The organism is Sphingomonas sp. OK281, from assembly GCF_900115295.1.
Classification (GTDB): domain Bacteria; phylum Pseudomonadota; class Alphaproteobacteria; order Sphingomonadales; family Sphingomonadaceae; genus Sphingomonas.
Window position 1 is genome coordinate 169756 of record NZ_FOVZ01000001.1, and the last position, 24787, is coordinate 194542.

At 65.5% G+C, this 24787-nt stretch carries 23 protein-coding genes; 11 read left to right on the forward strand and 12 right to left on the reverse strand.

Going from position 1 to position 24787, the window contains the following annotated elements; all coding sequences use genetic code 11:
- Nucleotides 1–79: 79 nt before the first annotated feature.
- Nucleotides 80–697, forward strand: coding sequence for a glutathione S-transferase family protein (locus BM244_RS00825; RefSeq protein ID WP_093396826.1), 618 nt, complete (start codon nucleotides 80–82; stop codon nucleotides 695–697).
- Nucleotides 698–944: 247 nt separating this feature from the next.
- Here BM244_RS00825 and BM244_RS00830 read toward each other — a convergent pair whose 3' ends face one another.
- The 3 genes from BM244_RS00830 to BM244_RS00840 all read right to left on the reverse strand — a co-directional run bounded on the left by BM244_RS00830 (nucleotide 945) and on the right by BM244_RS00840 (nucleotide 3979).
- Nucleotides 945–1469, reverse strand: coding sequence for a thioredoxin family protein (locus BM244_RS00830; protein WP_093398006.1), 525 nt, complete (start codon nucleotides 1467–1469; stop codon nucleotides 945–947).
- A complete protein-coding gene (locus BM244_RS00835) occupies nucleotides 1469–3148 on the reverse strand; it encodes a DEAD/DEAH box helicase (RefSeq protein ID WP_093396827.1) in 1680 nt (559 codons plus the stop codon). Before BM244_RS00835 ends, BM244_RS00830 begins: the two co-directional genes overlap by 1 nt.
- Before the next feature lie 348 nt (nucleotides 3149–3496).
- Nucleotides 3497–3979 carry a hypothetical protein gene (locus BM244_RS00840; protein WP_254784195.1) on the reverse strand — a complete coding sequence of 161 codons (483 nt, stop codon included), beginning with the start codon at nucleotides 3977–3979 and terminating at the stop codon, nucleotides 3497–3499.
- Between the two features lie 76 nt (nucleotides 3980–4055).
- On the opposite strand from BM244_RS00840, the gene BM244_RS00845 reads away from it, so the two are divergent.
- The 4 genes from BM244_RS00845 (at nucleotide 4056) to zwf (ending at nucleotide 9923) form a co-directional block, all read left to right on the forward strand.
- Nucleotides 4056–5501 carry an FAD-binding oxidoreductase gene (locus BM244_RS00845; RefSeq protein ID WP_254784196.1) on the forward strand — a complete coding sequence of 482 codons (1446 nt, stop codon included), beginning with the start codon at nucleotides 4056–4058 and terminating at the stop codon, nucleotides 5499–5501.
- 263 nt (nucleotides 5502–5764) lie between these two features.
- Nucleotides 5765–6550: a SapC family protein gene (locus BM244_RS00850; RefSeq protein WP_056047545.1), complete on the forward strand. Its 786-nt coding sequence runs from the start codon at nucleotides 5765–5767 to the stop codon at nucleotides 6548–6550.
- A 244-nt stretch (nucleotides 6551–6794) separates the two neighbouring features.
- On the forward strand, nucleotides 6795–8342 hold the full coding sequence (locus tag BM244_RS00855) for a cation:proton antiporter (protein WP_175517983.1): 1548 nt from the start codon (nucleotides 6795–6797) through the stop codon (nucleotides 8340–8342).
- An 81-nt stretch (nucleotides 8343–8423) separates the two neighbouring features.
- Complete coding sequence (gene zwf, locus BM244_RS00860) at nucleotides 8424–9923, forward strand: glucose-6-phosphate dehydrogenase (protein WP_254784197.1); 1500 nt, start codon at nucleotides 8424–8426, stop codon at nucleotides 9921–9923.
- A 117-nt stretch (nucleotides 9924–10040) separates the two neighbouring features.
- Here the strand turns inward: zwf and BM244_RS00865 are convergent, their stop codons facing one another.
- Both BM244_RS00865 and BM244_RS00870 read right to left on the reverse strand, forming a co-directional pair.
- Complete coding sequence (locus BM244_RS00865) at nucleotides 10041–10328, reverse strand: hypothetical protein (protein WP_056047554.1); 288 nt, start codon at nucleotides 10326–10328, stop codon at nucleotides 10041–10043.
- A 52-nt stretch (nucleotides 10329–10380) separates the two neighbouring features.
- A complete protein-coding gene (locus tag BM244_RS00870) occupies nucleotides 10381–10611 on the reverse strand; it encodes a hypothetical protein (RefSeq protein WP_056047557.1) in 231 nt (76 codons plus the stop codon).
- 119 nt (nucleotides 10612–10730) lie between these two features.
- On the opposite strand from BM244_RS00870, the gene BM244_RS00875 reads away from it, so the two are divergent.
- Nucleotides 10731–11792 (forward strand): SDR family oxidoreductase, encoded by a 1062-nt coding sequence (locus BM244_RS00875; RefSeq protein WP_093396832.1) that lies wholly within the window; start codon nucleotides 10731–10733, stop codon nucleotides 11790–11792.
- Nucleotides 11793–11924: 132 nt separating this feature from the next.
- Here BM244_RS00875 and BM244_RS00880 read toward each other — a convergent pair whose 3' ends face one another.
- Nucleotides 11925–14309: a hypothetical protein gene (locus BM244_RS00880; protein ID WP_254784198.1), complete on the reverse strand. Its 2385-nt coding sequence runs from the start codon at nucleotides 14307–14309 to the stop codon at nucleotides 11925–11927.
- 276 nt (nucleotides 14310–14585) lie between these two features.
- Here BM244_RS00880 and BM244_RS00885 point away from each other — a divergent pair, with 276 nt between their 5' ends.
- The 5 genes from BM244_RS00885 (at nucleotide 14586) to BM244_RS00905 (ending at nucleotide 20653) form a co-directional block, all read left to right on the forward strand.
- Complete coding sequence (locus BM244_RS00885; RefSeq protein ID WP_175517985.1) at nucleotides 14586–16454, forward strand: Tad domain-containing protein; 1869 nt, start codon at nucleotides 14586–14588, stop codon at nucleotides 16452–16454.
- Nucleotides 16451–17038 (forward strand): TadE family protein, encoded by a 588-nt coding sequence (locus tag BM244_RS00890; protein WP_254784199.1) that lies wholly within the window; start codon nucleotides 16451–16453, stop codon nucleotides 17036–17038. Before BM244_RS00885 ends, BM244_RS00890 begins: the two co-directional genes overlap by 4 nt.
- On the forward strand, nucleotides 17035–17670 hold the full coding sequence (locus tag BM244_RS00895; RefSeq protein WP_254784200.1) for a TadE/TadG family type IV pilus assembly protein: 636 nt from the start codon (nucleotides 17035–17037) through the stop codon (nucleotides 17668–17670). Before BM244_RS00890 ends, BM244_RS00895 begins: the two co-directional genes overlap by 4 nt.
- A 70-nt stretch (nucleotides 17671–17740) precedes the next feature.
- Entirely contained in the window at nucleotides 17741–19006 is a 1266-nt protein-coding gene (locus BM244_RS00900) for a Xaa-Pro dipeptidase (protein WP_175518097.1), read from the forward strand.
- A gap of 288 nt (nucleotides 19007–19294) precedes the next feature.
- Nucleotides 19295–20653: a hypothetical protein gene (locus BM244_RS00905; RefSeq protein ID WP_093396838.1), complete on the forward strand. Its 1359-nt coding sequence runs from the start codon at nucleotides 19295–19297 to the stop codon at nucleotides 20651–20653.
- Between the two features lie 485 nt (nucleotides 20654–21138).
- Here BM244_RS00905 and rplL read toward each other — a convergent pair whose 3' ends face one another.
- The 6 genes from rplL to rplK all read right to left on the reverse strand — a co-directional run bounded on the left by rplL (nucleotide 21139) and on the right by rplK (nucleotide 24658).
- The gene (rplL, locus tag BM244_RS00910) at nucleotides 21139–21513 is read right to left on the reverse strand and encodes a 50S ribosomal protein L7/L12 (protein WP_056047577.1); all 375 of its coding nucleotides are present in this window, start codon (nucleotides 21511–21513) and stop codon (nucleotides 21139–21141) included.
- A 64-nt stretch (nucleotides 21514–21577) separates the two neighbouring features.
- Nucleotides 21578–22093, reverse strand: coding sequence for a 50S ribosomal protein L10 (rplJ, locus tag BM244_RS00915; protein WP_093396839.1), 516 nt, complete (start codon nucleotides 22091–22093; stop codon nucleotides 21578–21580).
- 452 nt (nucleotides 22094–22545) lie between these two features.
- Complete coding sequence (locus BM244_RS22525; protein WP_139226838.1) at nucleotides 22546–23025, reverse strand: PIN domain-containing protein; 480 nt, start codon at nucleotides 23023–23025, stop codon at nucleotides 22546–22548.
- Complete coding sequence (locus tag BM244_RS00925; RefSeq protein ID WP_139226839.1) at nucleotides 23025–23309, reverse strand: hypothetical protein; 285 nt, start codon at nucleotides 23307–23309, stop codon at nucleotides 23025–23027. Before BM244_RS00925 ends, BM244_RS22525 begins: the two co-directional genes overlap by 1 nt.
- Nucleotides 23310–23529: 220 nt before the next feature.
- Entirely contained in the window at nucleotides 23530–24222 is a 693-nt protein-coding gene (rplA, locus tag BM244_RS00930) for a 50S ribosomal protein L1 (protein ID WP_056047582.1), read from the reverse strand.
- 4 nt (nucleotides 24223–24226) lie between these two features.
- Nucleotides 24227–24658, reverse strand: a complete 432-nt coding sequence (gene rplK / locus BM244_RS00935) for a 50S ribosomal protein L11 (RefSeq protein ID WP_056047586.1) — start codon at nucleotides 24656–24658, stop codon at nucleotides 24227–24229.
- Between the last annotated feature and the right edge of the window lie 129 nt (nucleotides 24659–24787).

Consider the following 24787-nt stretch of genomic DNA (forward strand, 5'->3'; position numbering starts at 1 on the left):
CTCGCTGCACTAGCCAGTCGCTTGACCACGGCTCCTCTCCATGCGACTTTCGTTCACGATCCGTTCTCAGGAGAGTCGCATGACGCTAACGCTCTACACCAACCCGATGTCCCGCGGCCGGATCGCCCGATGGATGCTTGAGGAGGTCGGCGCCGAATACGAGACCATAGTCCTCGACTACGCGTCGACGATGAAGGCCGAGCCGTTCGTGTCGATCAATCCGATGGGCAAGGTTCCGACGATCGTCCATGACGGCCAGACCGTCACCGAATGCGCCGCGATCTGCGCGTATCTCGCCGAGGCGTTCCCCCACGCCGATCTCGCGCCGCACCCCGACGAGCGCGCCGCCTATTACCGCTGGCTGTTCTACGCCGCGGGCCCGGTCGAAGCAGCCACCGCGAACCGCGCGCTCAGCGTCGTGCCAACGGAGTCGCAGGAGCGGATGGTCGGCTATGGCAATTTCGATACGATGGTCGCCGTGCTCGAACAGGCAGTCGGCGCGCACGACTATATCGCCGGAGACAATTTTACCGCGGCCGACGTGTATGTCGGTTCACAAGTGATCTGGGGCCAGCAGTTCGACTGGCTACCGAAGCGTGACGTGTTCGCCGCCTATGCGGAGCGGCTTACGAAACGCCCCGCCTATATTCGAGCGGCGGCGTTGGACGATGCGCTGATCCCGGTCGTAAAGGCCTGACCATTCTCAGGGAATTCGGAGGCGCTAGTGCTGCAGGAGTAGAGCAGCCAAGCCGTCGACTCCGCATTCGCGGCACGCGGTAGGTTAGGGCCGTAGTCCTTCACGTTCTCCGAAGGTCGGGGCAATTGCGTAGACCTTGCGGGACGTGCTCGGGCCCACCAAAATGGGCCCCGGTCTCTGTTGGAGAACGCAAATCTGCGGGATACCGCTTACCGATATCCCGACCTCAATGCTCAACCAGGGAAGATCAAGCTGCCCATTTCGCCAGCCAGTCGGCGAGCGCCTGCGGTCCCATCGACCGAGCGTCGGCCAGTTCGGTCTCATGCCCGGCGTTCAGCAACTTGTTGCTCCGCGGATCGACGATCAGCACCGCCGGCACACCCTTCAGGCGGCCCTTGATCCCGTAACCCGCGGCGATCTGCCCGTTCTTGTCGAAGCGGCCGATGTCCACCGTGACCACCACGAACTTGCTGTCCACGAAGCGCTTCATCTCGGGCAGGTCGATCGTCCCCGCGAGCAGCCGGCAGTCGAGGCACCAGTTGCCGCCAAGATCGATCAGCAACCGCTTGTGCGTCTTCAGCGCCCGCGCCCGCGCCGCCGCAACCTGCGCATTGGCGTTGGCCGCCTCGTCATACGGCAGCGGCAGAGGCTGCGGCAGCTTGTCGAAGCTGGCCGTGTTGACGTGCGGCGCCGCGACCTTCGCGCGGGGCGCTGCCGGTGCTGCAACCGCGGTGGCGAGCAGGGCAAGGGCAGCGATACGGCTCATCGACATCATTCATATCCTCCGATTACGGCATTGAGGAAGCTCGGGAACGGTCCGTTCCAGCCATCCACCGGCGCATCGGCGACCGGCGGGCGACGACCACCGGTTGGATCCGCAGGAATGCGCTCCGTGCGTGGCGGTTCGACCTTCGCGGCTTCTGAACGAACAGGTTGCGAGCGAGGAGGTTCCGACCGCACCGGTTCAGACCGAACGGGCGCAGCGCGAACCGGTTCGACATACGCCGGTTCGACCGCCACCGGTTCGACCCGCACCGGCTCCGCAACGCGCGGCTTCACCGCAGGCACGGGCTCGTCGATCGGCGTCCGCTCCCAGCGCGGGCGCTTGGCCACCACGACCGGCTCGACCGCGGCCAGCACTTCGGCGACGATCGCGGGCGCGACCGTGTCTTCGCGCGGTACGCGGCGAGTCCGCGGCCGCTCGCGACCGGCCTCCTCCGCAACAGCGACCGGAGCCATGTCCTCCGAACGCCCCCCGCGACGGCTCCGCGACCGATCACGACGTGGCGCATCCTCGTCGGCTTCGACGGCAGCGGGGGCTGCACCCTTCGGCTCGGCTACCTTCAGCCGTTCGATCGTCTGCCCGGTAAGCTTCTCGATATTGACGATGTTCTCGGCATCGTCCGGCGCAACGAACGTGTACGCCGTGCCGGTCGCGCCCGCACGCCCTGTGCGACCGATCCGGTGGACGTAATCGTCCGGATGCCAAGGCGCGTCATAGTTGAACACCGTCGACACGCCCTTGATGTCGAGCCCGCGCGCGGCGACGTCCGAGGCGACTAGGATCGTCACCGCGCCGGTCTTGAACAGCTCCAGCTCGGCAAGCCGCTGCGGCTGCTCCATGTCGCCGTGGATCTCGCCAGATTTGTAGCCCGCCTGCTTCAGCACCTTGTTGAGGTCGCGCACCGTCGTCTTGCGGTTGCAAAAGATGATCGCGTTGGTCACCTCTTCCTGCGCGAGGATACGGCGCAGCGTATCGCGCTTGGCGGTCTGGCTCGGCACCGGCACCAGATACTGCTTGATGTTGAGGTTGGTCGACGCCGGGCGCGACACCTCGATCGTCTTGGGATTGGTCAGGAACTTGTCCGCCAGCTTCTTGATCGGCGGCGGCATCGTCGCGGAGAACAGCAGGGTCTGGCGCTGTTTCGGCAGCTTGGTGCAGATTTCCTCGATGTCGGGGATGAAGCCCATGTCGAGCATCCGGTCCGCCTCGTCGATCACCAGCAGCGAACAGCCGTTGAGCATGATCTTGCCGCGCCCGAACAGGTCCATCAGCCGGCCCGGCGTCGCGATCAGGACGTCGACGCCCTTTTCCAGCGCGGCGAGCTGGTCGCCCATCGACACGCCACCGATCAGCAACGCCATCGAGAGGTTCGAATTGACGCCGTATTTCTCGAAATTCTCCGCCACCTGCGCGGCGAGTTCGCGCGTCGGCTCGAGGATCAGCGAGCGCGGCATCCGCGCGCGGCTACGACCATGCGCCAGAATGTCGATCATCGGCAGCACGAACGACGCGGTCTTTCCGGTGCCCGTCTGGGCGATCCCGATGATGTCGCGCATCATCAGCACCGACGGGATCGCGCCGGCCTGGATCGGGGTCGGCTCGGTATAGCCGGAGTCGGTGACTGCCTTCAGCAGTTCGTCGGAGAGGCCGAGATCGGCAAAACTCATGCAAATGTCCGGTAAATGGAGGGTGAAATGCACTGCCCTCAAGCGTTCCGGCGCTCGCCGATTTGGCGACAAATGTCAAGGAAACGCGGTGAATGGAGGGTGGGGAGGGGGCTGGGAGCAGATTCTTAGTCATGCCGAGCTCGTTCCGCCGCTCACGGTTTCCCGGACATGAAAGATTTGAGCTGCAAAACGGCTAACACACCTATTGTTCTCCCGCGAAGGCGGGAGCCCAGTCTGGGTCCCCGCCTTCGCGGGGAAACATGCTTTGATCGGTTTCGGCGGCCAATCGGTAGTGTGTATCGAGCGGTGCAGATGGAGCTCGCGGAGTCTCGACTTGGCCTACCCGGCTTACTTCTTCTTCGCCCGCAAGCTCTTGAACCCCTCGATCTCGCAGCGCGCACCCGATCGCATCCGGATCGCGTCGCGGTCCTTGCAGATCATCCCGTCCGCACCCGGACGCAGGTAGAACCCCGAATAATAATCGAGCGGCTTGCAGTCCCCGTCCAACCGCGCGCGCAACCGCGTCGTGTCGTCCATGACCAGGTCGACTGCGCCGTCCTTGTTGAGCATCGCGCCGGCGATCTGGTCGACCGCGATGCATTTGGGGCCCTTGTGCTCCTTCCACTCGGTCGGCGGCGCGTAGGTGCGGATGGGGGCTCGGCTCATCCGGGGCACGCGGATGATGATCCGCTCGTGGATCGAGACCTGCGCGACCTGCGTGCCATCCAGTTCGAATCCCGAAGACAGGCCGGACGACGGCACATCGCGCATTGCCATGGCAAGCGGACCCGCAAGCACAAGCAGGGTGGCGGGTATCGCGGGATGAATCATGTTGGCTGGATCATGCTGACGTAACCGTTAGGGCCAATCGTTGAACGCGCGATGAATTTTGTCTAGCGCCGCGTACATGGCCGAAATTCAGTCAGCAATCCTGACGCCTTCGCAGGCGGCAATGCTCGAATCGCTCTTCTCGCATCTCGATGCCAAGGCGATCGTAACCGACCCCGTCGACATCGACCCGTGGCTGCACGACTGGCGCGGCCGCTTCCACGGCGTCGCGCCCGCGATGCTCGCACCGACCTCTACGGCCGAAGTCGCGCTGATCGTTGCAGCCGCCGCCGAACACCGCGTGCCGCTGGTCGCGCAAGGCGGCAACACATCGATGGTCGGCGGCGCGACCGCTCCGTCGGACGGCAGCGCACTAATCCTGTCGCTGCGTCGTATGAACCGCATCCGCAGCCTCGACACCGACGCGGGTCTCGCCATTGCCGAGGCCGGCGTGATCCTCGCCGACCTCGACGGCGCCGCGCAAGGGCAGGGCTGGCGCTTCCCGCTGACGCTCGGCGCGCGCGGTACGGCGACGATCGGCGGGCTCGTCTCGACCAACGCCGGCGGCACGCAGGTGCTCAAGTTCGGCACGATGCGCGGCCTCGTCGCAGGCGTCGAAGCGGTGCTCGCCGACGGCACGATCTACGACGGCCTGTCCGCGCTCAAGAAGGACAACCGCGGCTACGACCTCGACCAGCTGTTCATCGGCGCGGAGGGCACGCTGGCGATCGTCACCGCCGCCACGCTTCGCCTCGCCCCCGCAATCGCAGCGCGCGGCACGGCGTGGGTCGGCATCGCGTCCCCCCAGGCGGCACTCAAGCTACTGCGGACGATGCAGGCGAAGACCGACGCGATCGAGAGCTTCGAGATCCTCCCCGCCGAGTCGCTCGACGCCGCCATCGCGTACCTCCCGAACGCCCGAGCGCCACTCGCCGGCCGCCACCCCTGGCACCTCCTGATCGAGGCGACCTCGGCCACCACCGAAGGCGAGTCTCCGACCGCGCTGCTCGAACGCCTCCTCGGCAAGGCGCTCGAAGACGGCGCGATCGAAGACGCGACGATCGCCACCAGCGAAGCCCAGTCCACCGCGTTCTGGCTGCTGCGCGACTCGCTCTCCGCCGCCGAACGCGCGCTCGGCCCCGCGACGCAGCACGACATCTCGATCCCGGTCGAGACGATGCCGCGCTTCATGATCGAGGCGGCGGCGGCATGCGACGCGCGCTTCCCCGGCACGCATGCGAGCGGGTTCGGCCATCTCGGCGACGGCAACGTCCATTTCCACGTCCGCGCCGCGCCCGGCACCGACCCTTCGCGTTGGTATGCCGAGGACGCGCCAGTCATCACCCGGTTCGTCGGCGACCTCGTCGTCGCGGCTGGCGGATCCATCTCGGCGGAGCACGGCATCGGCCAGATGAAGCGTGACGAACTCGAACGCCTCTCATCGCCCGCGCGGATGACCGCGCTCAGGGCGATCAAGTCCGCGCTCGATCCGCTCGGCATCCTCAACCCCGGCAAGCTGGTCTAGTCGCGAACGGTATTCACACGATCCTCCCCCGCCAGGGGGAGGTGGCGCCGAAGGCGACGGAGGGGGAGGCAAGCGGCTACGCACGTTCCGTGTCCTCCCCCTCCGTCTGGCAAGCGCCAGCCACCTCCCCCTGGCGGGAGAGGATCGCCGGCGTTGGCCGATTCCAGCGCCACACTTGCACCAACCCGCCCCGCACCATAGAGCCTCGCCCCAATCGGTGGCATGAGCCACCGGCATTTCGACCGACCGATCCGGAGAGTAACATGGCCAGCACCGCCCAGCTTCCGCTTTTCTATAATGGCCTCGAGCCGCTTTCGAGCGACACGCACGCGAACTACAAGGTCCGCCCGCAGGACAGCGCGCCGTTCCTGGTCGGCCAGCACGCGATCCCGATCACCGTCGACGAATTTCCGCTGGTCCAGCGTCACATGCCGATCGTCTTCTCGGTCGGTGACGACGCGATCCCGCTCGCGCTGATGGGCCTGAACGAGGGCGTCAACGTGTTCGTCGGCGAAGACGGCAAGTTGACCGAGAACACCTTCTACGTGCCCGCCTATGTCCGCCGCTACCCGTACATGCTCGCGCGCCTGCACCCCGATGCGCAGGAGCTGTCGCTCTGCTTCGACCCGACCTCGCAGGCGATCGGTGATTTCGAGGACGGCGATGCGCTGTTCGAGAACGGCCAGCCGACCGAGCTGACCAAGAACATCCTCGGCTTCAACGAGTCGTTCGAACAGGCTGGCGCCCGCACGCAGAACTTCATGAACGAGCTGCGTGAGCTCGAGCTGCTGATGGACGGCGAAGTCACGATCCAGCCCGACGGCGCCGACCAGCCGTTCGTCTATCGCGGCTTCCAGATGATCAACGAGGAAAAGCTGATCGACCTGCGCGGCGATGCGCTGCGCAAGATGAGCAAGTCGGGCATGCTGCCGCTGCTGTACGCGCACCTGTTCTCGCTGTCGCTGATGCGCGACATCTTCGCGCGCCAGGCGCAGCTCGGCATGACTCCGCAGCAGCAGATGCCCGCCCCCGCGCAGTTCAACGTCTGATAGCGAAACCGGGAGGGTATGAAAATTATTTGGGGTGCGGTGCAGCAGGGGTTGAACCAAAACGGCGCTCACCCATTTAGGTCCTGTACGGCATCGTGTCCCCCCCTTTCGCGGCGCCGTACGGGACGCTTCTAGCGTCCCTCCTCCCTGAACCTAGGCCACTCCGTGCGACATGCACGGGGTGGTTTTTTTTGGCCTGCGCAATGCGGCGGGCCCGTCCTTTCCTCCCACCCGTTGCGTGCCCGTGGAATTATTCGAAAGTCTCGACGTCATCCTGCTCGCCGCGCTGGTCCTGCTGGTCCTCGCGCGCAAGTTGAACGTGCCGTACCCGACCTTGCTGGCGGTGGCCGGGATCGCCTTTGCGGCGCTGCCGTTCGCGCCGAAGATCACGGTCGAGCCGCACCTAGCGCTGGCCTTGTTCATCGCACCCGCGTTGCTCCACGCCGCCTATCACACCAGCCCACGCGCGTTGCGGCGACACTGGTTCCCACTGCTGAGCCTCGCCGTGTTCGCGGTACTCGTCACCGCCGCGGCGGTTGCTTTAGTCGGCGTGACGATCGGCGGACTGCCGCTCGCCGCCGCGTTCGCCTTAGGGGCGATCGTCGCACCGCCCGATGCCGCCGCTTCGGAAGCGGTTCTCGGCGAAGTCGGCATCCCGCGGCGTGGCCTGTTGCTGCTTCAGGGCGAAAGCCTTCTCAACGACGCGACGGCGCTGCTGTTGTTCGGGCTAGCGGTGGCGTTCGCGACGCATTCCGACACGCCGGTGACGCCACTCGCGCTCGCCGCCGCGGTGCCGGGCGGGATCGTTCTTGGCGTCATCGCCTCGTGGCTTTACCTCCGCGTGACGCCGCTGTTCGCGCGGACGCTCGGCGCGAGCCTCGCCGATTTCGCGGTGACGTTCGGCATATGGCTGCTGGCCGAGCGGCTGCACATCTCGCCGGTGCTCGCAGTCGTCACGTTCGGAATGATCGTGTCGCAGCGCCGCCCGATCGGCCAGCCTGCGCGCGACCGGTTGCAGGGCGCGGCGGTATGGTCGGCGGCGGTGCTCGTCCTCAACATCATCGCGTTCGCGCTGATGGGGCTGCAATCGCGCGACGTGCTGGTCGGGCTGCCCGCCGCCGAGCGCTGGCCCGCGATCGGGTTCGCTGCCGCGGTGCTGGTGACCGTGCTCGTCACGCGTATCGCGTGGGTGTTCTTCGTGCGGTTCGTCGAGGGTGTGATCGCCAACCGCTACGCGCCGTCCTGGCTGCCCAAGCCTCCCCCCTGGAATGCGTCGATCATCCTGTCCTGGTCGGGCATGCGGGGCCTGCTGACGCTGGCGACCGCGTTCGCGCTGCCGCGGTCGGTGCCGGGGCGCGACCTGATCGTGCTGGCGGCGTTCGCTGTCGTGATCGGCACGCTCGTTCTGCAGGGGCTCACGCTCGGCCCGCTGATCCGCCGCCTCGATCTCGGCGCAGACACCGGGCTCGCCGACGAGATCGCCCCCGCGCGCAAGCGACTGATCGACGCAGGCCTCGCGGTGCTCCCGGCACGCGAAGGCGCAGCAGCGGACGCGTTGCGCTTCCGCTACGGCGCGGCGGGCAAGGTCACGGCCGAAGCGGACGATCCACAGGCGACCTCCGAATTCGACGAACTTCATCTTGAGATGATCGCCTGCCAGCGCGTCGTCCTCCACGAAATGCGCGACAAGGGCGAGGTGGCCGAGGACGTCTATCGCCGCCTGCAGGAGGAACTCGACTGGGCGGAGGTCGATGCGCGCGCGTTCGGGGACAACATCCTCACGGCGACCTGAGGGCGCGCGGAACATCGGCATGCGCTACGCTGTTTGAGAGAACCACCACAGAAAGGGTCGATGCATGTCCGAGGCGAATTCGTGAGCAAGTCCGTGAAGCCCGCCCCGCCGACGACGCTCGTGATCTTCGGCGCATTCGGTGACCTGACCCGCCGCCTGCTGATGCCGGCATTAATCAACATGACCCGGCTCGGGCTGGTCGGTAACGATTTCCACGTGCTCGGTGTCGGTATCGACGAAGGCAACGATCAGTCGTTGCGCGAGGCGCTCGGCACTTTCGATGCAAAGGGCGGCGAGGGGGCCGGCGAGAAGGGCGACGCCTGGGCACGGCTCAAGGACCGCGTTGGCTATCTCCAGGGCGATTTCACCAAGGACGACGTCTTCGAGCAACTCAAGGCCCGGGTGCACGGCAACGTCGCGTTCTACTTCGCGGTGCCCGCGAAGTTCTTCGGCACGATCGTCGACAAGCTCGCCGACCACGGCCTGATGGCAGAGACGCCGCACGGCTTCCGCCGGATCGCGATCGAGAAGCCGTTCGGCCACGACCTCGCTTCCGCCCGCGATCTCAACGCACGCATCCTCGCCCGCGTGTCCGAGGCGCAAATCTACCGGATCGATCATTTTCTCGGCAAGGAAACCGTCCAGAACATCATGACCGCGCGGTTCGCGAACATGATGATCGAGCGCGTCTGGAATGCGGACTGCATCGCGCACGTCCAGATCACCGCGGCCGAGACGGTCGACGTCGGCACCCGTGGCAAATTCTACGACGGCACCGGCGCGCTGCGCGACATGGTCCCCAACCACCTGTTCCAGCTGCTCGCGATGGTCGCGATGGAGCCGCCCGCGAGCTTCGACGCCGAGGCGATCCGCAACGAAAAGGGCAAGGTGCTCAAAGCCGTCCGCGTCTATTCGCCCGGCAAGGCCAAGCGCAACGGCGTCCGCGGCCAGTATACCGCAGGAAAAGTGAAGGGGGTGGATGTCCCAGCCTACACCGCCTCGCCCGACGTCGCGCCGGACAGCCGGACCGAAACCTATGTCGCGCTGAAGCTGATGGTCGACACGTGGCGCTGGGCGGGCGTGCCGTTCTACCTGCGCACCGGCAAGGCGATGACGTGTCGCGATACCGAGATCGCGATCACCTTCAAGCCGGTGCCCTTCGCGTCGTTCCCCGGGGCGGCCGCCGACATGCTGCCGCCCAACCGGCTGATCATTCAGATCCAGCCCGACGAGGGGCTGAGCATGGACATCAATATCAAGCGCCCCGGCCTTGAAGTCGCGACCGCGCCGATCGCGCTCGATTTCCGGTATGCCGACGAATTCGATATCGGTCACCTAACCGGCTACGAATCGCTGATCTACGACCTGTTCGTCGGCGACCAGACGCTGTTCCAACGCGCCGACGCGATCGAGGCGGGCTGGGCCGCGGTGCAACCGTTCCTCGACCTATGGGCGCATGACGCCGGCATGCCGGAACCCTACGAGGCGGGCACGCTAGGCCCCGCCGCGGCGGATGCCCTCCTCGCGCACGACGACCACAGCTGGCACGAACTTGCCCCGGCAGGGCAGACGGTGCCGTAACTCATCCCTCACTGTTCTCCCGCGAAAGCGGGAGCCCAGGGTCTCGAACGATGGTGCTCGTGACCCTGGACCCCCGCCTCCGCGGGGGAACAGCAATGGTCTGGACCATAAGAGCGCTCAAACCCGCTCGGTCAGCTCGATCTCGCCCTCGACCTCCATCTCGTCCTCGTCGCCCATCTCGTCCATGTCGGGCATGGTGAAGTCCGCCTTCCAGTCGTACACCTTCTCGACGCCGCCCTGCACCCAGACGCGCACCGCGCCAGACGTGATCTCGCCGCCCATCGCGCCGACGAAATCCGCCACGAGCGAATCCGCCGCATCCTCGTGATCGGTCGCGCCCGGAATCGTCGCGGCGGTCATTTCCTCATCGAGTTCGATGATCTGCGCCCAATATTGCTTCGCCATGTGTCGCTCCTGCGTAGATGAAAGGCCGTCAGCCGGGGTATATGAGACGCCGTCAGCCGGCGGTGATGATAGGATGATCCTCGCGCAGCCGGTCCGCCAGCCGCTCGACCGCGTCGACCTCGCTCGCGCTGCCCGACGGCGTCACCGCCCAGTTGCAATGCGCGTGCGTCGCTAGGCTGTAGACCTTCACGTCGCCGACAATCAGCCGCCACCGCCGCCGGTCGCCGCTATTGTACCGGACGAGGTTGGTGACGAACAGGCTCTGGAGATCCGATGCGGTCATCCGCGCCCCATAGCGACAATCGCCCGCCTGCCGCCACCGCAAACGGGCCGCGGCGGATCCCATACAAATTACGGCGCGTTTGGGATCGGAACAGATTATCTACATTACGGGAATTGCACATGGCCAAGACGGCATTGGTAGTGGGAACGAGCGGGATCGTCGGCAGCGCGACCGCCGCGGCGTTGGTGAAGTCGGGCTGGACCGTCCACGGTCTCGCGCGGCGCCCGACCGAGCAGGACGGCGTCCAGCCGGTCGCGGCGGATCTCCAGGATCCCGCCAGCCTCGAAACGGCGCTCACCGGTCTCAAGCCCGACGCGGTATTCATCGCCACCTGGTCGCGCCAGGACAGCGAGGCGGAGAATATCCGCGTCAACGGCGGCATGGTCCGCAACCTGCTCGGCGCACTCTCGCCCGCCGGTAGCGTCGGCCACGTCGCACTGGTGACGGGCCTGAAGCATTACCTCGGACCGTTCGAAGCGTACGGCAAGGGCGTCCTCCCGCAGACCCCGTTCCGCGAGGAACAGGGTCGTCTCGATGTCGAGAACTTCTACTACGCGCAGGAAGATGCCGTGTTCGAGGCTGCGGAGCGCGACGGCTTCGGCTGGAGCGTCCACCGCCCGCACACGATCATCGGCAAGGCGGTCGGCAACGCGATGAACATGGGCACCACGCTCGCGGTCTACGCGACGCTGTGCCGCGAGACCGGCCGCCCGTTCCGATTCCCAGGCTCGGCGGCGCAGTGGAACGGCCTCACCGACATGACGAGCGCGACGATGCTCGCCGATCACCTGATCTGGGCGGCGACCACGCCGGAAGCGCGCAATCAGGCGTTCAACGTCGTCAACGGCGACGTCTTCCGCTGGAGCTGGATGTGGGGTCGCATCGCCGAGTGGTTCGGGATCGAGCCGGCCCCGTTCGACGGCACCATCCTGACGCTCGACGAGCAGATGAAGGACGATGCCGGCATCTGGCGCGAGATCGCCGCGCGCGAAGGTCTGGCGGAGGCCGACCTGTCGCGGCTCGCGTCGCCGTGGCACACCGACGCCGATCTCGGCCGCCCGATCGAGGTGGTGACGGACATGGGCAAGAGCCGCCGCCTGGGCTTCAAGGAATACCAGCCGACCGACGACGCGTTCTTCGACCTGTTCGCGGAGCTGCGTGCGGATCGGCTGATCCCGTAAATACCGCTCAACTTCGTCATTCCCGCGAAGGCGGGAACCCATACTGGCTGGCCGTGCGATTGCGCACGATCGTCGGAGGATATGGGTCCCCGCCTTCGCGGGGATGACGGAAGGAAACGGTGAGCTCCTGCGTTACGGCTTGACCGCCACCGTCGCCACCACTGCCGGGTCATCCCGAAGCTTCAGAAACAGCGCCCCGCCAACCGGCTTGGGCACGGTCAGGGAAGCCCCGGTAAACCCCTCCGGCACCCGAACCGCATCCGCGAACCCCGCATTCGCCGCCACCGAATCGATCAGGAACAGGTCGCTTCCGGTCAGCGTGCAGGTCTCCTTGCACGTGACGTCGGCCAACCCCGGCACCCGCACCAAGGTCGTCAACGGCACCCAGTCGCCCGCAACGCCGTCCTGCACCAGTCGCCACCGGAGCGGTCCGTGCGCAGACACCCCCAGCGCCTTGCCCGGCTCGACCGAGACCACCGCGATCCGATCGTCCTGCACGGTCAGTCCGCGCCCCGACGCGACGCTCGTCGTCATGGCGCCGTCCGCCGTCGCGATTTCGACGCGGTCGCCCGCCGAAAACTTCGTCCCCTCGGCGCGCAACGAGAATGTCAGCCGGGAATCCTCTGCGATCGCCGTATCCCCCGCCAATAGGACGGGAAGGCCAGCGGAGGGCGGTGAAGCCACACTCTTCGCGATCAGCGTCGCCTTGGGCCGCGCCGCGGCAACGACGAACTTCACCGACCGCTTCCGCCCGCCGGTCAGAGTTACGAGCGCCGTCTTCGCCTGACCTGCGGCGAAAGCGGGCGCCGTGTCCGCAACCAATCCCAGCCGATCCGCCTTGTCCGCCCGCACGACCTCGCCCGGCTTGAACGCCACGCCGTCGACGCTCATCGCCGCGACCAGATCCAGCCGCGTCCCCGCCAGTGTCCCGGACGCATCGCCCGCATACAGCGTGAAACCGTCGATCCGTCCGGCCTCGGCGAGCGCCGTGAGCGCGATCCGTTCCGGAGCCTCGATCCCGTATTGCTTCACCAGTAGCGACAATTTTCCTTGCGCGGTCTTGGCCAACGGCAACGTCAGCCCGATCCGCTCGCCAGTCGACGTCCACGCGAGCGGTACGTCGCCCGACGCGCTGACCAGCGTCACCGACTCTACACAGCTCGGCGTCGGCCCTGCCAGCGAGACCGCGTTATCGCGCCCGACCACCAGATTCTCGGGATTGGTATCGACCATCGTCCACCCGCCCGCGCGCGGCACCTGCAAGCGGAACCGTGGCCCGTCGAACGGCGTGAAGCCCCAGCGGCCGTGCAGCGTTGCATCGGTCACGCTACTCAAGCCCGCGGTCTGCATCCCGACCTGATCGAGAACATACCCGCCGCGTTCCGCATCGGCCTGCACCGGCATCTCGACCACGCCCCCCTGCGGCGTCGTCACCCGCAAGCTCATGTCGTGCGCGAACTTGGTCGCATAGATCAGCGGCGCGCCCTCGACCGGCAGCACCAGATCGGGCTTGGCCGCACACACGAGCCGGTCCGCCTCCGCGCGTCGCATCGTCGGCGTCTGCGGCGTGCCCGTCTCGATCACCGGCATCGCCACGACCATCACCGACTTCGGGCTGGCGAACGACGGCGCCGCGTTCAGCAGCAGTGCCAGCCGATCGTCATGCGCCCGCGCCAGTGCCGGAATATACCGGAACTGCGTCGTCTGGAACGCACCGAAGATCTTCGCCAGATCGCGCACCACGCCGATATACGGGCTGTAATAGCCAAGCCCGCCCTCCGGCGTCGCGCTCAGTTGCAGCGCCAGGTCGGTCGGCGCGCCCACCAAAGTATCCGCCAGCGTCGAACTCTGCCCATCGGCGAGCACCAGTGAATCGCGGCTCTGCGTCAGGCAGGAGGCTTGCAGGTCCGCCGCTAGATCGAGGCACTCCGCCTTCAGCTTGATCGCCAGACTGCGCGACAGCAACGGCGACACCGCCTCGATCCGCTCCGGCCGCGTCCGCTCCAGCGCATGGATCCCGTCGAGAAACGCATCGAGCCGTGCGCGATCGAGCGACGCCTGGTCGAGATCCTGCACCGCGCGCACGAATGCCCCCGGCTGCTTGCGCACCGCCGACACGACGGCATCGAACCCGCCGCTCTCCGGCACCAGGAACACCACCAGTTGCCGCGCCCCGTCCGGCACCGTCAACGCGAGCGTGTTCTTCTTCGCCTTCCACGTTTCCGCCCTGAAAAACCATGATTTCGGCGGCGGCTCGGTCGCCCCGCGCAGGAACGCCGCGACCAGCAGATAGCGTGCGCCATCGTCCTTCCTCCCGACGGGCAAGTCCGCCGCGATCGATACGCGGTCGCCAGTCGCGAGCTTTGGGACCTGCGCGATTGGCAACGTCGTCGTTCCATGCGTCACGCCGACGCGCAGGCTGGGGCCGGTCAGGTCGAACGGCGCGGGATCGGCCTTTACGGCCTGCGGTACGAGCAGGCCCGCGAGCAGGCATGATGGGAGCAGTCGAAGTTTCATCGGCGCGCGATCTCTGATTGTCGACGACAGTGTACGTCCGATTGTTGGTCTGGGCGCAAGCGATGTCGATTTTGAGGCATGCTTGGTTTTGGCGGCCTGTTCGAAAGGCATTGCCATAAAAGGCAGTTATAACTGCACGTTAACGTTCATCTGCGATTGAACCAAAATGATTGGAACCGGACTTGATCCGGTTCGAAGGGGAGATGGATGCAACAGGGCAGTACACCAGCTGGCGGTCCGCGAGGGTCGCTCGGCAGCGCATTTCGGCGCCTGCGGATGGACCGCAAGGGATCGGCGATCGCGATGATGGCGGCGGGACTGATCCCTGCGATCGCCGCGCTGGGCTCGGCGATCGACGCGGGGCGCATCTATATCGTGAAGTCGCAGTTGCAGACCGGCGTCGACGCCGCCGCACTGGCCGGCGCGCGCGCGTTCTCGGTATCGGGCACTGCGGCCAATTCTCGGGAGAGTCAGGTTTCGGCCTATTTCAGCGGCAACTTCCCCGACACCTATATGGGCGTCACGAACCTCAAGGTCTCGCCCGCGTTCACGGTGGTCAAGGATATCAACACCACCACGGTCGTCGCCACCGCGACGCTGCCGATGTCGTTCATGCGGCTGTTCGGCTTCGTCCAGCAGCCGATCCGGGCGACTGCCAAGGCAGCGATCAACCCGCATCCGCTCGAGGTGATGATGGTGCTCGACAATACCGGTTCGCTGAAGGCCAATCTGCCGCGCGATTCGAACGGCGTGGTGAAGACCCGCATCACCGCGCTGAAGGATGCCGCCAAGAGCTTCAACGAGATCCTGTTTCAGGGCAGCGACACGCGCAAGGATCTGGCGATGGGGTATGTCATGTACGACATCACCGTGAACGTCGGGAAATTGCTGACCGACTGGCGGCCGACGTCGGTGCGCCAGATGTTCGGGTTCAACGACATTGTCGCGACTACCTATGGCGGCACCTGGCCCGGCAACAAGCTTGGCTGGAAGGGCTGCGTGTTCGGCGACGATACGGTCAAGGATCTCAACGCGACGCTCACCTACCGCGAGCCGAATGCATGGGATATCGATCGTACGCTGCCGGGCGAGGGCGCGCATCCGCCGGTCAATCCGTACTTCATCCCGCCGATGTACGTTCCGCAGATGCCCGGCAACGCGGTCGCGAACGGCGCCAAGTCGAACCCGTCCAGCGCCTATTACAGCGTCGCCAGTGTCGAGCCGAACAACAATCTCTACAAGCTGCACCCCAGCTATTACGATCAGATGCTGAACCTGGATTTCTACGCCAACCAGTTCGCCAACAACCCGTATCGCGAGGCGTTCTACGACGCGTACATCACGCTGAACGACAATGCCGCGAAGATGGACGACGACGTGATCGTCCGTGCGGACAATGGCGGCTTCTACGATCCGGCAAGCAATCCGTGGAATTTCGCGACGCGCACCGGCACGCAGTTCAGGGTCCGCTACGACAAGGTTCCCCAGTTCAACAACTGGAAGGATGCCACGGAATATACGGTCAACCGGCTCGGCGGCAGCGTCGACGACGGATCGAAGAACAAGACCGACTTCCCATCGCCGAACTGGCAGTGCCCGGAAGCCGCGACCAAGGTCGACTATGGCCGGTCGCGGAGCTTCTACGACGACGTCATCGATCGTCAGAACGCCGCGATCTATCCGGCCAACGGGACGTTGCACCACGCCGGACTGTTGTGGGGCTACCGCCTGCTCGTGCGCGACGACGTCTTCAAGCGAACGCCTCCGCGGGGACAGGAGGATCCCAAGCGCGCGCTGGTGTTCATGACCGATGGCGAGACCGCGCTGGGGGCCAGCCAGAACGGCTATGAAGACCGGACATGGACCTTCTACGGCAATTACGCGGACTCGCCGATCTCCGCGAGCAGGGGTGGGTTGATCGGCCAGTCGGAGCGCCGGTTCGGCAAGACCTGCGCCGCGCTCCAGGCGGAGGACAACGCGCCCAAGGTGTACATCGTCGCGTTGACGACGACCGACAAGAACACGCTCGCGATGTTCGAGAAATGCGCGCCGGGGCACGTCTACCAGACGTCCGATACCGCGACGCTGAAGGCCGCCTTCGACGATATCGCCTCCGAACTCGTCGACCTCCACCTCGTCCAGTGAATATCCTTGCCAGGCTGCGCGGGAACGTCCGCGGCGTCACCATCGTCGAGTTCGCGATCATCCTGCCGGCGATGCTGTCGCTGATCTGCGGCGCGATCGAGTTCGGCCACATGCTGTTCGCGCGGGTCGTCCTCGAGGGCGCGGTGACGGAGGCCGCACGCGCGGCGACGGCCACGCTGGAGACCAAGGAATCGGAGCGCACCGCGATCATGCGGGCGAGCATTGCCCGGTCGATGAACGATTTCGGCACCGCACCCGGCAAGACGATCGACATTACCACGACCGTCTATCGGAACTTCAGCACCGCATTTCCCGAAACCTACACCGATGCGAACGGCAACAAGCAATACGACAAGGGTGAAGCCTATGTCGATCGCAACAGGAACGGGATCTGGGACAACGCGACCCCCGTCACCGGCAATACGCTGGGCGGGCCCGGTGACGTCGTTAGCTACACCGTCAAGTTCCCCAAGCGCGTGCTGTTCGGGTTCGTCGGCAGCGTGATGGGCTATGGCTCGGGCGTGATCCCGTTGTCGGCGTCGACGGTCGTGCGCAACGAAGCCGTCGTGTCGAGCACGTCGTGAGGCGCGGTCTGTTCCGCGACCGCCGCGCTGTCGCGATGCTGGAATTCGCGTTGATGCTTCCCCTGTTCCTGGGGTTTCTGCTGACGGCGATCGAGTTTGCCAATTACATCATGGCCAACAACCGCGTGCAGCGGATGGCGGCCATGAGCGCGGATCTGGTCGCGCAGAGCGGGACCGGCGACATCGGCATCGGCGAGGGCCAGATCTACGACCTGTTCAGCGCACTGGACCTTACTTCGCGACCGTACGACCTGCGCAACGACGGGCGCATCGTCATCACGGGGGTGCGCGGCACGGATACCGACAATAACGGCACGGTCGAGAACCGTATCCTGTGGCAACGCTTCGACGGCGGGTACGTGATCGCGCCGCAAGTGGGATGCAACAAGACCACCGCCGTCGCGACCTTGCCGAACGGCCGCCGGATGCTGCTCGACGAGATCCTCTTTCACGTCCAGGTCAGCTATAAATACCGGCCGATCATGAGTGATATCCCGTTCCGCATGCTGTCGCTGCCGGTCGATTTCACGCGCATCGCGATGTTCCGCGCGCGCAACAAGGATTTCCAGTCGCCGACCCCCGACGATCGGTTTCCGCCGAAGGACAAGTGCACGACCGCGAACGGACTGTGAGCGCTTGCCCTGCGGCGGCACGTGCCGCACATTCGGACCGATTGGGGCAGGGGCACACATGAAGACCGCTATGATTCTCGCCGCGGCGCTGCTTTCGGGCACCGCTGCCACGGCCACCGACGCGAAGACGGTGGTGGTCACCGCCGCGCACATGATCGACGTCGTCGCCGGCAAACGCGTAGACGACCCGCAGGTGACGATCGTCGATGGTCGCATCACCGCGGTAGGACGCAAGGGCGACGCAGTGCCCGCAGGCGCCGAACGCGTCGATCTGGGCGGGCGTACCTTGCTCCCCGGCCTCATCGACATGCACGTCCACCTGACCAGCGACCCGACGCTCAGCGGGTATCGCCAGCTCGAATTCACCGATAGTTTCTGGACCGTCGTCGGCGTGGCCAATGCGCGCAGGACGCTCGACGCCGGCTTCACCACCGTTCGCAACGTCGGCTCGTCCAATTACGACGACGTCGCGCTCAAGCAGGGGATTGATCGGGGCTATGTTCCTGGTCCGCGTATCGTCCCTGCCACCTATGCGCTCGGCGCGACCGGCGGGCACTGCGACGCGACCGAGTTCCCGCCTTCGATCTCGGTGCCACATCCGCAGATCGCCAACAGCCCGGACGAATTCCGTGGCCTCGTCCGCACGATCCGCAAATACGGCGCGGAAGTCGTCAAGGTCTGCATGACCGGCGGCGTCCTCTCGAAGACCGACAGCGTCGGCGCGCAGCAGATCAGCCTCGCCGAGATCAAGGCGATCGTCGAGGAGGCGCACATGCTCGGCATGAAGGTCGCGGTCCACGCGCACGGCAGCGAAGGCATCAACGACGCATTGCGCGCGGGCGTCGACACGATCGAGCACGCCAGCCTTGCCGATGCCGAATCATTCCGGCTGGCCAAGGCGAGCGGCGCGTGGTTCGACATGGATATCTACGACGACGACTATATCCTGGCCGAAGGCGCCAAGAACGGCGTCTTCCCCGAGAGCCTCGAAAAGGAACGCCAGGTCGGCCTCAAGCAGCGCCAGACTTACCGCGCCGCGCATGCCGCCGGCGTGAAGATGTTGTTTGGCACCGACGGCGGCGTATACCCCAACGGCAACAACGCGCTGCAGTTCGCCAAGATGGTGGAATGGGGCATGACGCCGATCGAGGCCATCCAGGCGGCCACCTCCAGCGCCGCGGTCGCGCTCGGCAGGACTGTGGATGTCGGTGCGATCCAGCCGGGCCGGTTCGGCGATCTCGTCGCGGTCGACGGCGATCCACTCGCCGACGTGCGCCAGTTGGAGCATCCCGTCTTCGTCATGAAGGGCGGGGCAGTGGTCGTCGCGCCGAAGTAGAACGAGCCGTCCTGATCCTCCCCCGCCAGGGGGAGGTGGCTGGCACTTGCCAGACGGAGGGGGGAGGTCCGGGAAACGTATGTTCCGTGTCAGCCCCTCCGTCACCTTCGGTGACACCCCCCCCTCTGCCGTTGGAGGATTGCAATTCCTCCGCATCCAGCCGCGCCCTCACGATTAACGTTTCACCGCTACCCAGCCGCAACTCGTCGCATCACGGGTTGCCGTCGGACCCCGTTCAGCCTCCCCCGCCCACAACGCCGCGACGACCGCGCGCAGGGGATTTCGACGATGACGATCGATCGCGGGGCGCTGGCTGCCCTGCTTGCAACCATGACCGTGCTGGCTACCGCGACGCCGGCCGTCGCCCAAACCGAGCCGGCGGCACCGGTTCGTGGCCTGGAGCGGCTCCAGAGCCCAGGCACGCAGGCGACTCCCGACGCCAACGCCATACCGGTGCCTGCCGCGCCGACGATCGTCCTGCCGAACGCCGCGCCCGCCCCCCGCCGTACCCCGCGCTCGAGCGCTTCGGCAAAGCCCGCCACGGATCGCGCGACCACGAAACGTGCAGGCGTCGAGCGCCCGACAACCGAAGCGCCGACGCGCGAACGTGCAGCCCCCCGGACGACGACGGAACCCACGACCCAGCCGCGCGCGCCTGACGTTGACCCAACGCGTGCATCGACGTCGGCGGAACCAGCACCCGTCGCCACGCCGACGCCCGAGCCGGCTCTCCAGTCGCCGCCAACACAAAACCCGGCCACCGAAGTCGCGTCGCAACCCTCCGCGCCGACGCCGATCCCAGTCCCGGAGTCCACGCTTTCGGTGCCTGAAAAGGGCAGCGCCATGCCGCTATGGCTCTCGCTGACGGCCATCGTCGTGGTGCTCGGCGCGCTGTGGGCGCTCCGTCGCAAGCCGCGCCGCCACCGGTACGAGAGTGCCGAACCCGAAGCCTATGTCGAGCCGACTCCGCTGCCTATTGTCGCCAACCCCGCCGCCCCCAAAACTGTCGCTTCCGAACCGGTATCGTCCCCGGCTGCTGCCACCCCCGTCGCCGCATCTACGGCCTTGCCCGTTGCTGTCGCACCGGCGGCCGCACCCAAGTTCCTCGAACCAAGGGGCAAGGTGCCGCCCCCGCCACCAGTCGTCGCACGCGCCCGGCTGAGCTGCGAGCTGCGTCCCTTGCGCGCCGGTCTCAACCTGCTGAGCGCGACCGTCGAGTGCGAGATGGTCGTCACCAACACCGGGACTGCGCCGGCCGAGAGCATCCGCGCGGGCATCGCGCTGCTGACCGCGCATGCCGACCAGGATATCGATCTTGCCGCGTTCAATGCGGCGCCGGTCGTGCGGCCGTCGACGCCGCCATTCGCGCTGGCCCCCGGCGAGACACGGACGATCCGTACCGTGACGGCGATCGCGCGCGAGGCGATCCGGACGATGACCGCCGCGAACCGGCCGATGTTCGTGCCGGTCGTCGCGACCAATATCCTGTATGTTACGGCTGGCGACGAGGCGCAGACGGCGCGCGCCTGGGTGGTGGGCATCGAGCGCGTGGACTCGCCCAAGCTCGCGCCGTTCTGGCTCGATGCGCCGGCGCGGATGTACACGACCGTCGCCGCGCGGCCGCATGCAGTGACGTTCGATCGGTAGGTGAGGGGCGCCGCGTTTCGCGCGGCGTGCCGACCTTAGAGACTCGGTCGTGCCGCGCTTGCTCGGGACGGTAATACCGAGCGCAGACGTAAAGCTTGTTTCTCCGCGAAGGCGGGGACCCAGACTGGGCTCCCGCCTTCGCGGGAGAACAAAGCAGCGATTGCGGCGGGGGCCGTACGAGGCATTTATCTCGGAATTGGATAACCGTCTTCGGTCCTGCATTCGCCCCAACACGCACTCGCTGGCGGCTGGATCGCAAGATGAGCATGCCGGAACAAGCTCGATAAGACGCGAACCCTACGGGTATGATCCACGCGCAACACTACCGCGCAACGAAAAGGGCGACCCCATCGCTGGGGCCGCCCTTTTTCTTAGCTGCGGCCAGCAGGGGCAAAGCCCCTGCTTCGTCGGTCGGCATGAATGCCGCCGGCCGGCCTTGCGGGGAGTGCGCTTCAGCGTGGCTGAAGCGTCTCTCCCGCTGCGGCTTACTTGACCTCGACGGTCGCGCCAGCTGCTTCGAGCTGAGCCTTGATCTTGGCGGCCTCGTCCTTCGACACGCCTTCCTTGACGGCCTTGGGAGCCGACTCGACCAGCGTCTTGGCTTCGGTCAGGCCGAGCGCGGTGATCGCACGGACTTCCTTGATGACGTTGATCTTCTTGCCACCGTCGCCGGTCAGGATGACGTCGAATTCGGTCTGCTCTTCTGCTGCAGGAGCAGCGGCGCCGCCGCCTGCTGCGGGTGCTGCGACCGCTGCTGCGGCCGAAACGCCCCACTTCTCTTCGAGCAGCTTCGAAAGCTCAGCTGCTTCGAGAACGGTCAGTTCGCTCAGGCTCTCAACGAGCGCGTTCAGGTCTGCCATGATAAATCTCCATCTCGGGGCTCGTGCCCCATCAGTTCAAAAAGGTAACGAAAGGCCTGCAAGATCAGGCGGCTTCCTTCTCCGCGTAGGCGGAAAGCACGCGCGCGAGCTGCGCTGCCGGAGCCTGCGTGATCGTTGCCAGCTTCGTCGCAGGTGCGACGATGAGGCCAACGATCTTGGCACGCAGTTCATCCAGCGAGGGCAGCGTTGCGAGCGCCTTGACGCCTTCGACGTCGAGGGCAGTCGCGCCCATCGCCCCACCCACGATTTCGAACTTGTCGTTCGTCTTCGCGAATTCCACGGCCACCTTGGCGGCCGCGACTGGGTCGATGGAGCTGGCCAGACCGACCGGACCCGTGAGCATGTCGCCCAGCGAGCTGTAGTCGGTGCCGTCCATTGCGATCTTGGCAAGCTTGTTCTTCGAGACCTTGTAGGTCGCGCCGGCGTCGCGCATCTTGTTCCGCAGCACAGTGGACTGTGCGACGGTCAGGCCGAGGTTGCGCGTGACAACGACGACGCCGACCTCGGAAAAGGTGCGGTTCAGCTCGGCTACGGCCGCGGTCTTTTGATCACGATCCATGCCATTCTCCACGTTTTACGAGTTCACCGCTTGCGCAGTGGACCCGGTTACTAACCGGAGGCGCAGACAAACCCGCGCTCCCGGGTGTCTCGTCGATGGGGCATGGGAGAGGGGCGGCACGCATATGGGCCGACAAAATCTCATTCCCCGTCTAGGTGGGAGATTAAGCACCGGCAAACCCGCTGCACCCACTGTCTCGGACGGAGTTCGACGAGCAAGCTCGCCGAACGAAGGTGCGCCTTAGCGGAATATGCGGGGGAGTCAACTGGCGGGAAAGGTGCAACGCATACGTAGCGGTCGAGCATTCCGCTTCCGCGATCCTCCCCCGCCAGGGGGAGGTGGCTGGCACTTGCCAGACGGAGGGGGCGGTAAGAGTAAGCCTAGTTTCGTGTCCGCTGCCTGAGGAACCTTTCCCTGACAGCGAGGATCCCGGCATCAATAACCGGCAGGACTCAGAACGCACCGATCTGCTCCAGCGTCATTCCATCGCGGATGTAGTTATAGTTGATCACGGGATATCCGCGAGCGGCTGCTGCGTGGCACAGGTCAAAATCGTCGCTTAACAATGTCCTGCCAGCTTGTCCGAGCTCAAGCAGGACCGCATCCGTCAGGCCGAGGCGCAGATATTCGGGAGCCATTGCCGCCGTACTGGCGGGAAGGTGAAACTCAATACTCACGTTCGCAATATCCTGCAACGCAGTACCGAGTAGGCTTCGGAGAGGTTCCGGTGTTTGCCGGGAGATGTTGGATGTTTCGGCAAGGACATGAGGGCACAGCACGAGTTGTCCGAACCGCAGTGCGATCAAGCGTACCCGATCATAATCAATCACGTCGTATTTTGCCAATCGCTTATGTTTGGCAATGCGGTCGATACCGACATTGCCAACGAGCAGAAGGCACAGGAGATTTGTGTCGATAAGTAGCGGCGCCATCAAGCGCTCTGCGTTTCCCGGTTAGATACGCTAAGGAAGCGGCCGGACGTGTCATCAATCGTCACCACCTTGTAAGTTCTTCGAAGTGGCGGCACGTTCATCGCGTTATTTAGCAAGTTAGGGGTATTAATATCCCAAGGGCGCGAGAAGCCAATCGTGACTTTCCACGTGCCGTTCGCCGGATCGTACTCGAGTTCCTCAAGCCCTACGTTGACGACGCCCTCGTCAGCGAAGATTGTACTGACCTGGCTTTTTGCAAGTGTGATGGCGTTCTGAGCTTCCACGTATAGTCTCCTGATCCGACGCAGAATGTCACGACGATGCTGTATCGGCAATGCTATCATATGCGGACGATCGACCGACGCAAAAAGGGCCGGGATCGCTCCCGGCCCTTCTTAACTGTAGCGGCGGGACGGGAGTAAATCCCGTCCTCGTCGGTCGCGGTTGCCCGCGCCGGCCGGGCGCTCGCCGTCTCGTGGCTAGCTTTCGCTAGCCACGTGCGGCTTACGCGCCAGCAACCTCGGTCGTGTCGACCTTGATGCCTGCACCCATGGTCGACGAGATCGCGACCTTCTGGACGTACTTACCCTTGGCGCCGGTCGGCTTGGCCTTGACCACCGCGTCGACCAGTGCGTCGAAGTTCGCGCGCAGGTCTTCCGCCGGGAACGACGCCTTGCCGATGCCCGAATGGATGATGCCGGCCTTCTCGACGCGGTATTCGATCTGGCCGCCCTTGGCTGCCTGAACCGCGGCGGCGACGTTCATCGTCACCGTGCCGAGCTTCGGGTTCGGCATCAGGCCCTTCGGACCCAGAACCTTACCGAGGCGACCGACGATGCCCATCATGTCCGGGGTCGCGATGCAGCGATCGAAATCGATCGTGCCACCCTGGATGATTTCCATCAGGTCTTCGGCGCCGACGACGTCTGCGCCTGCCGCGAGTGCTTCCTCAGCCTTCGCGCCACGGGCGAACACGCCGACGCGGACGGTCTTGCCGGTGCCCTTGGGCAGCGTCACCACGCCGCGGACCATCTGGTCTGCATGACGCGGATCGACGCCCAGGTTCAGCGCGACTTCGATCGTCTCGTCGAACTTCGACGTGGCGCCCGACCGTGCGAGACCGATGGCCTCGTCGATGCCGTGCAGCTTGACGAGGTCGACCGTGACGGCCTTCTGCTTCTTGCTCAGCTTAGCCATGATATCAGCCCTCCACCACTTCGAGGCCCATTGCGCGGGCGCTGCCTTCGATGATCTTCGTCGCAGCGTCGATATCGTTGGCGTTGAGGTCCTTCATCTTCGTCGTGGCGATCTCGCTCAGCTGCGAGCGCTTGATCGTGCCGGCGACGACCTTGCCCGGCTCCTTCGAACCCGACTTGAGACCGGCGGCCTCCTTGATCAGGTACGATGCTGGCGGGGTCTTGGTCTCGAACGAGAACGAGCGATCCGCATAGACCGTGATGACGGTCGGGATCGGCATGCCCTTCTTCAGTTCGCTCGTGCCGGCGTTGAACGCCTTGCAGAACTCCATGATGTTCACGCCGCGCTGACCCAGCGCAGGCCCGATCGGCGGCGCAGGCTTTGCCTCGCCTGCAGGGACCTGCAGCTTGATGTATCCGGTAATCTTTTTAGCCATGTCACTCTCTTGATAAGGGCGGCGAACGCGTAAGCGAGCCACCCGGTGAGCTTAGCGGTGATGACGAACGCCGACGCGTCCTCCCGCAAATTCCCGCAGCTGTAGCGTTGGAAGCGCGTGCGCATAGCG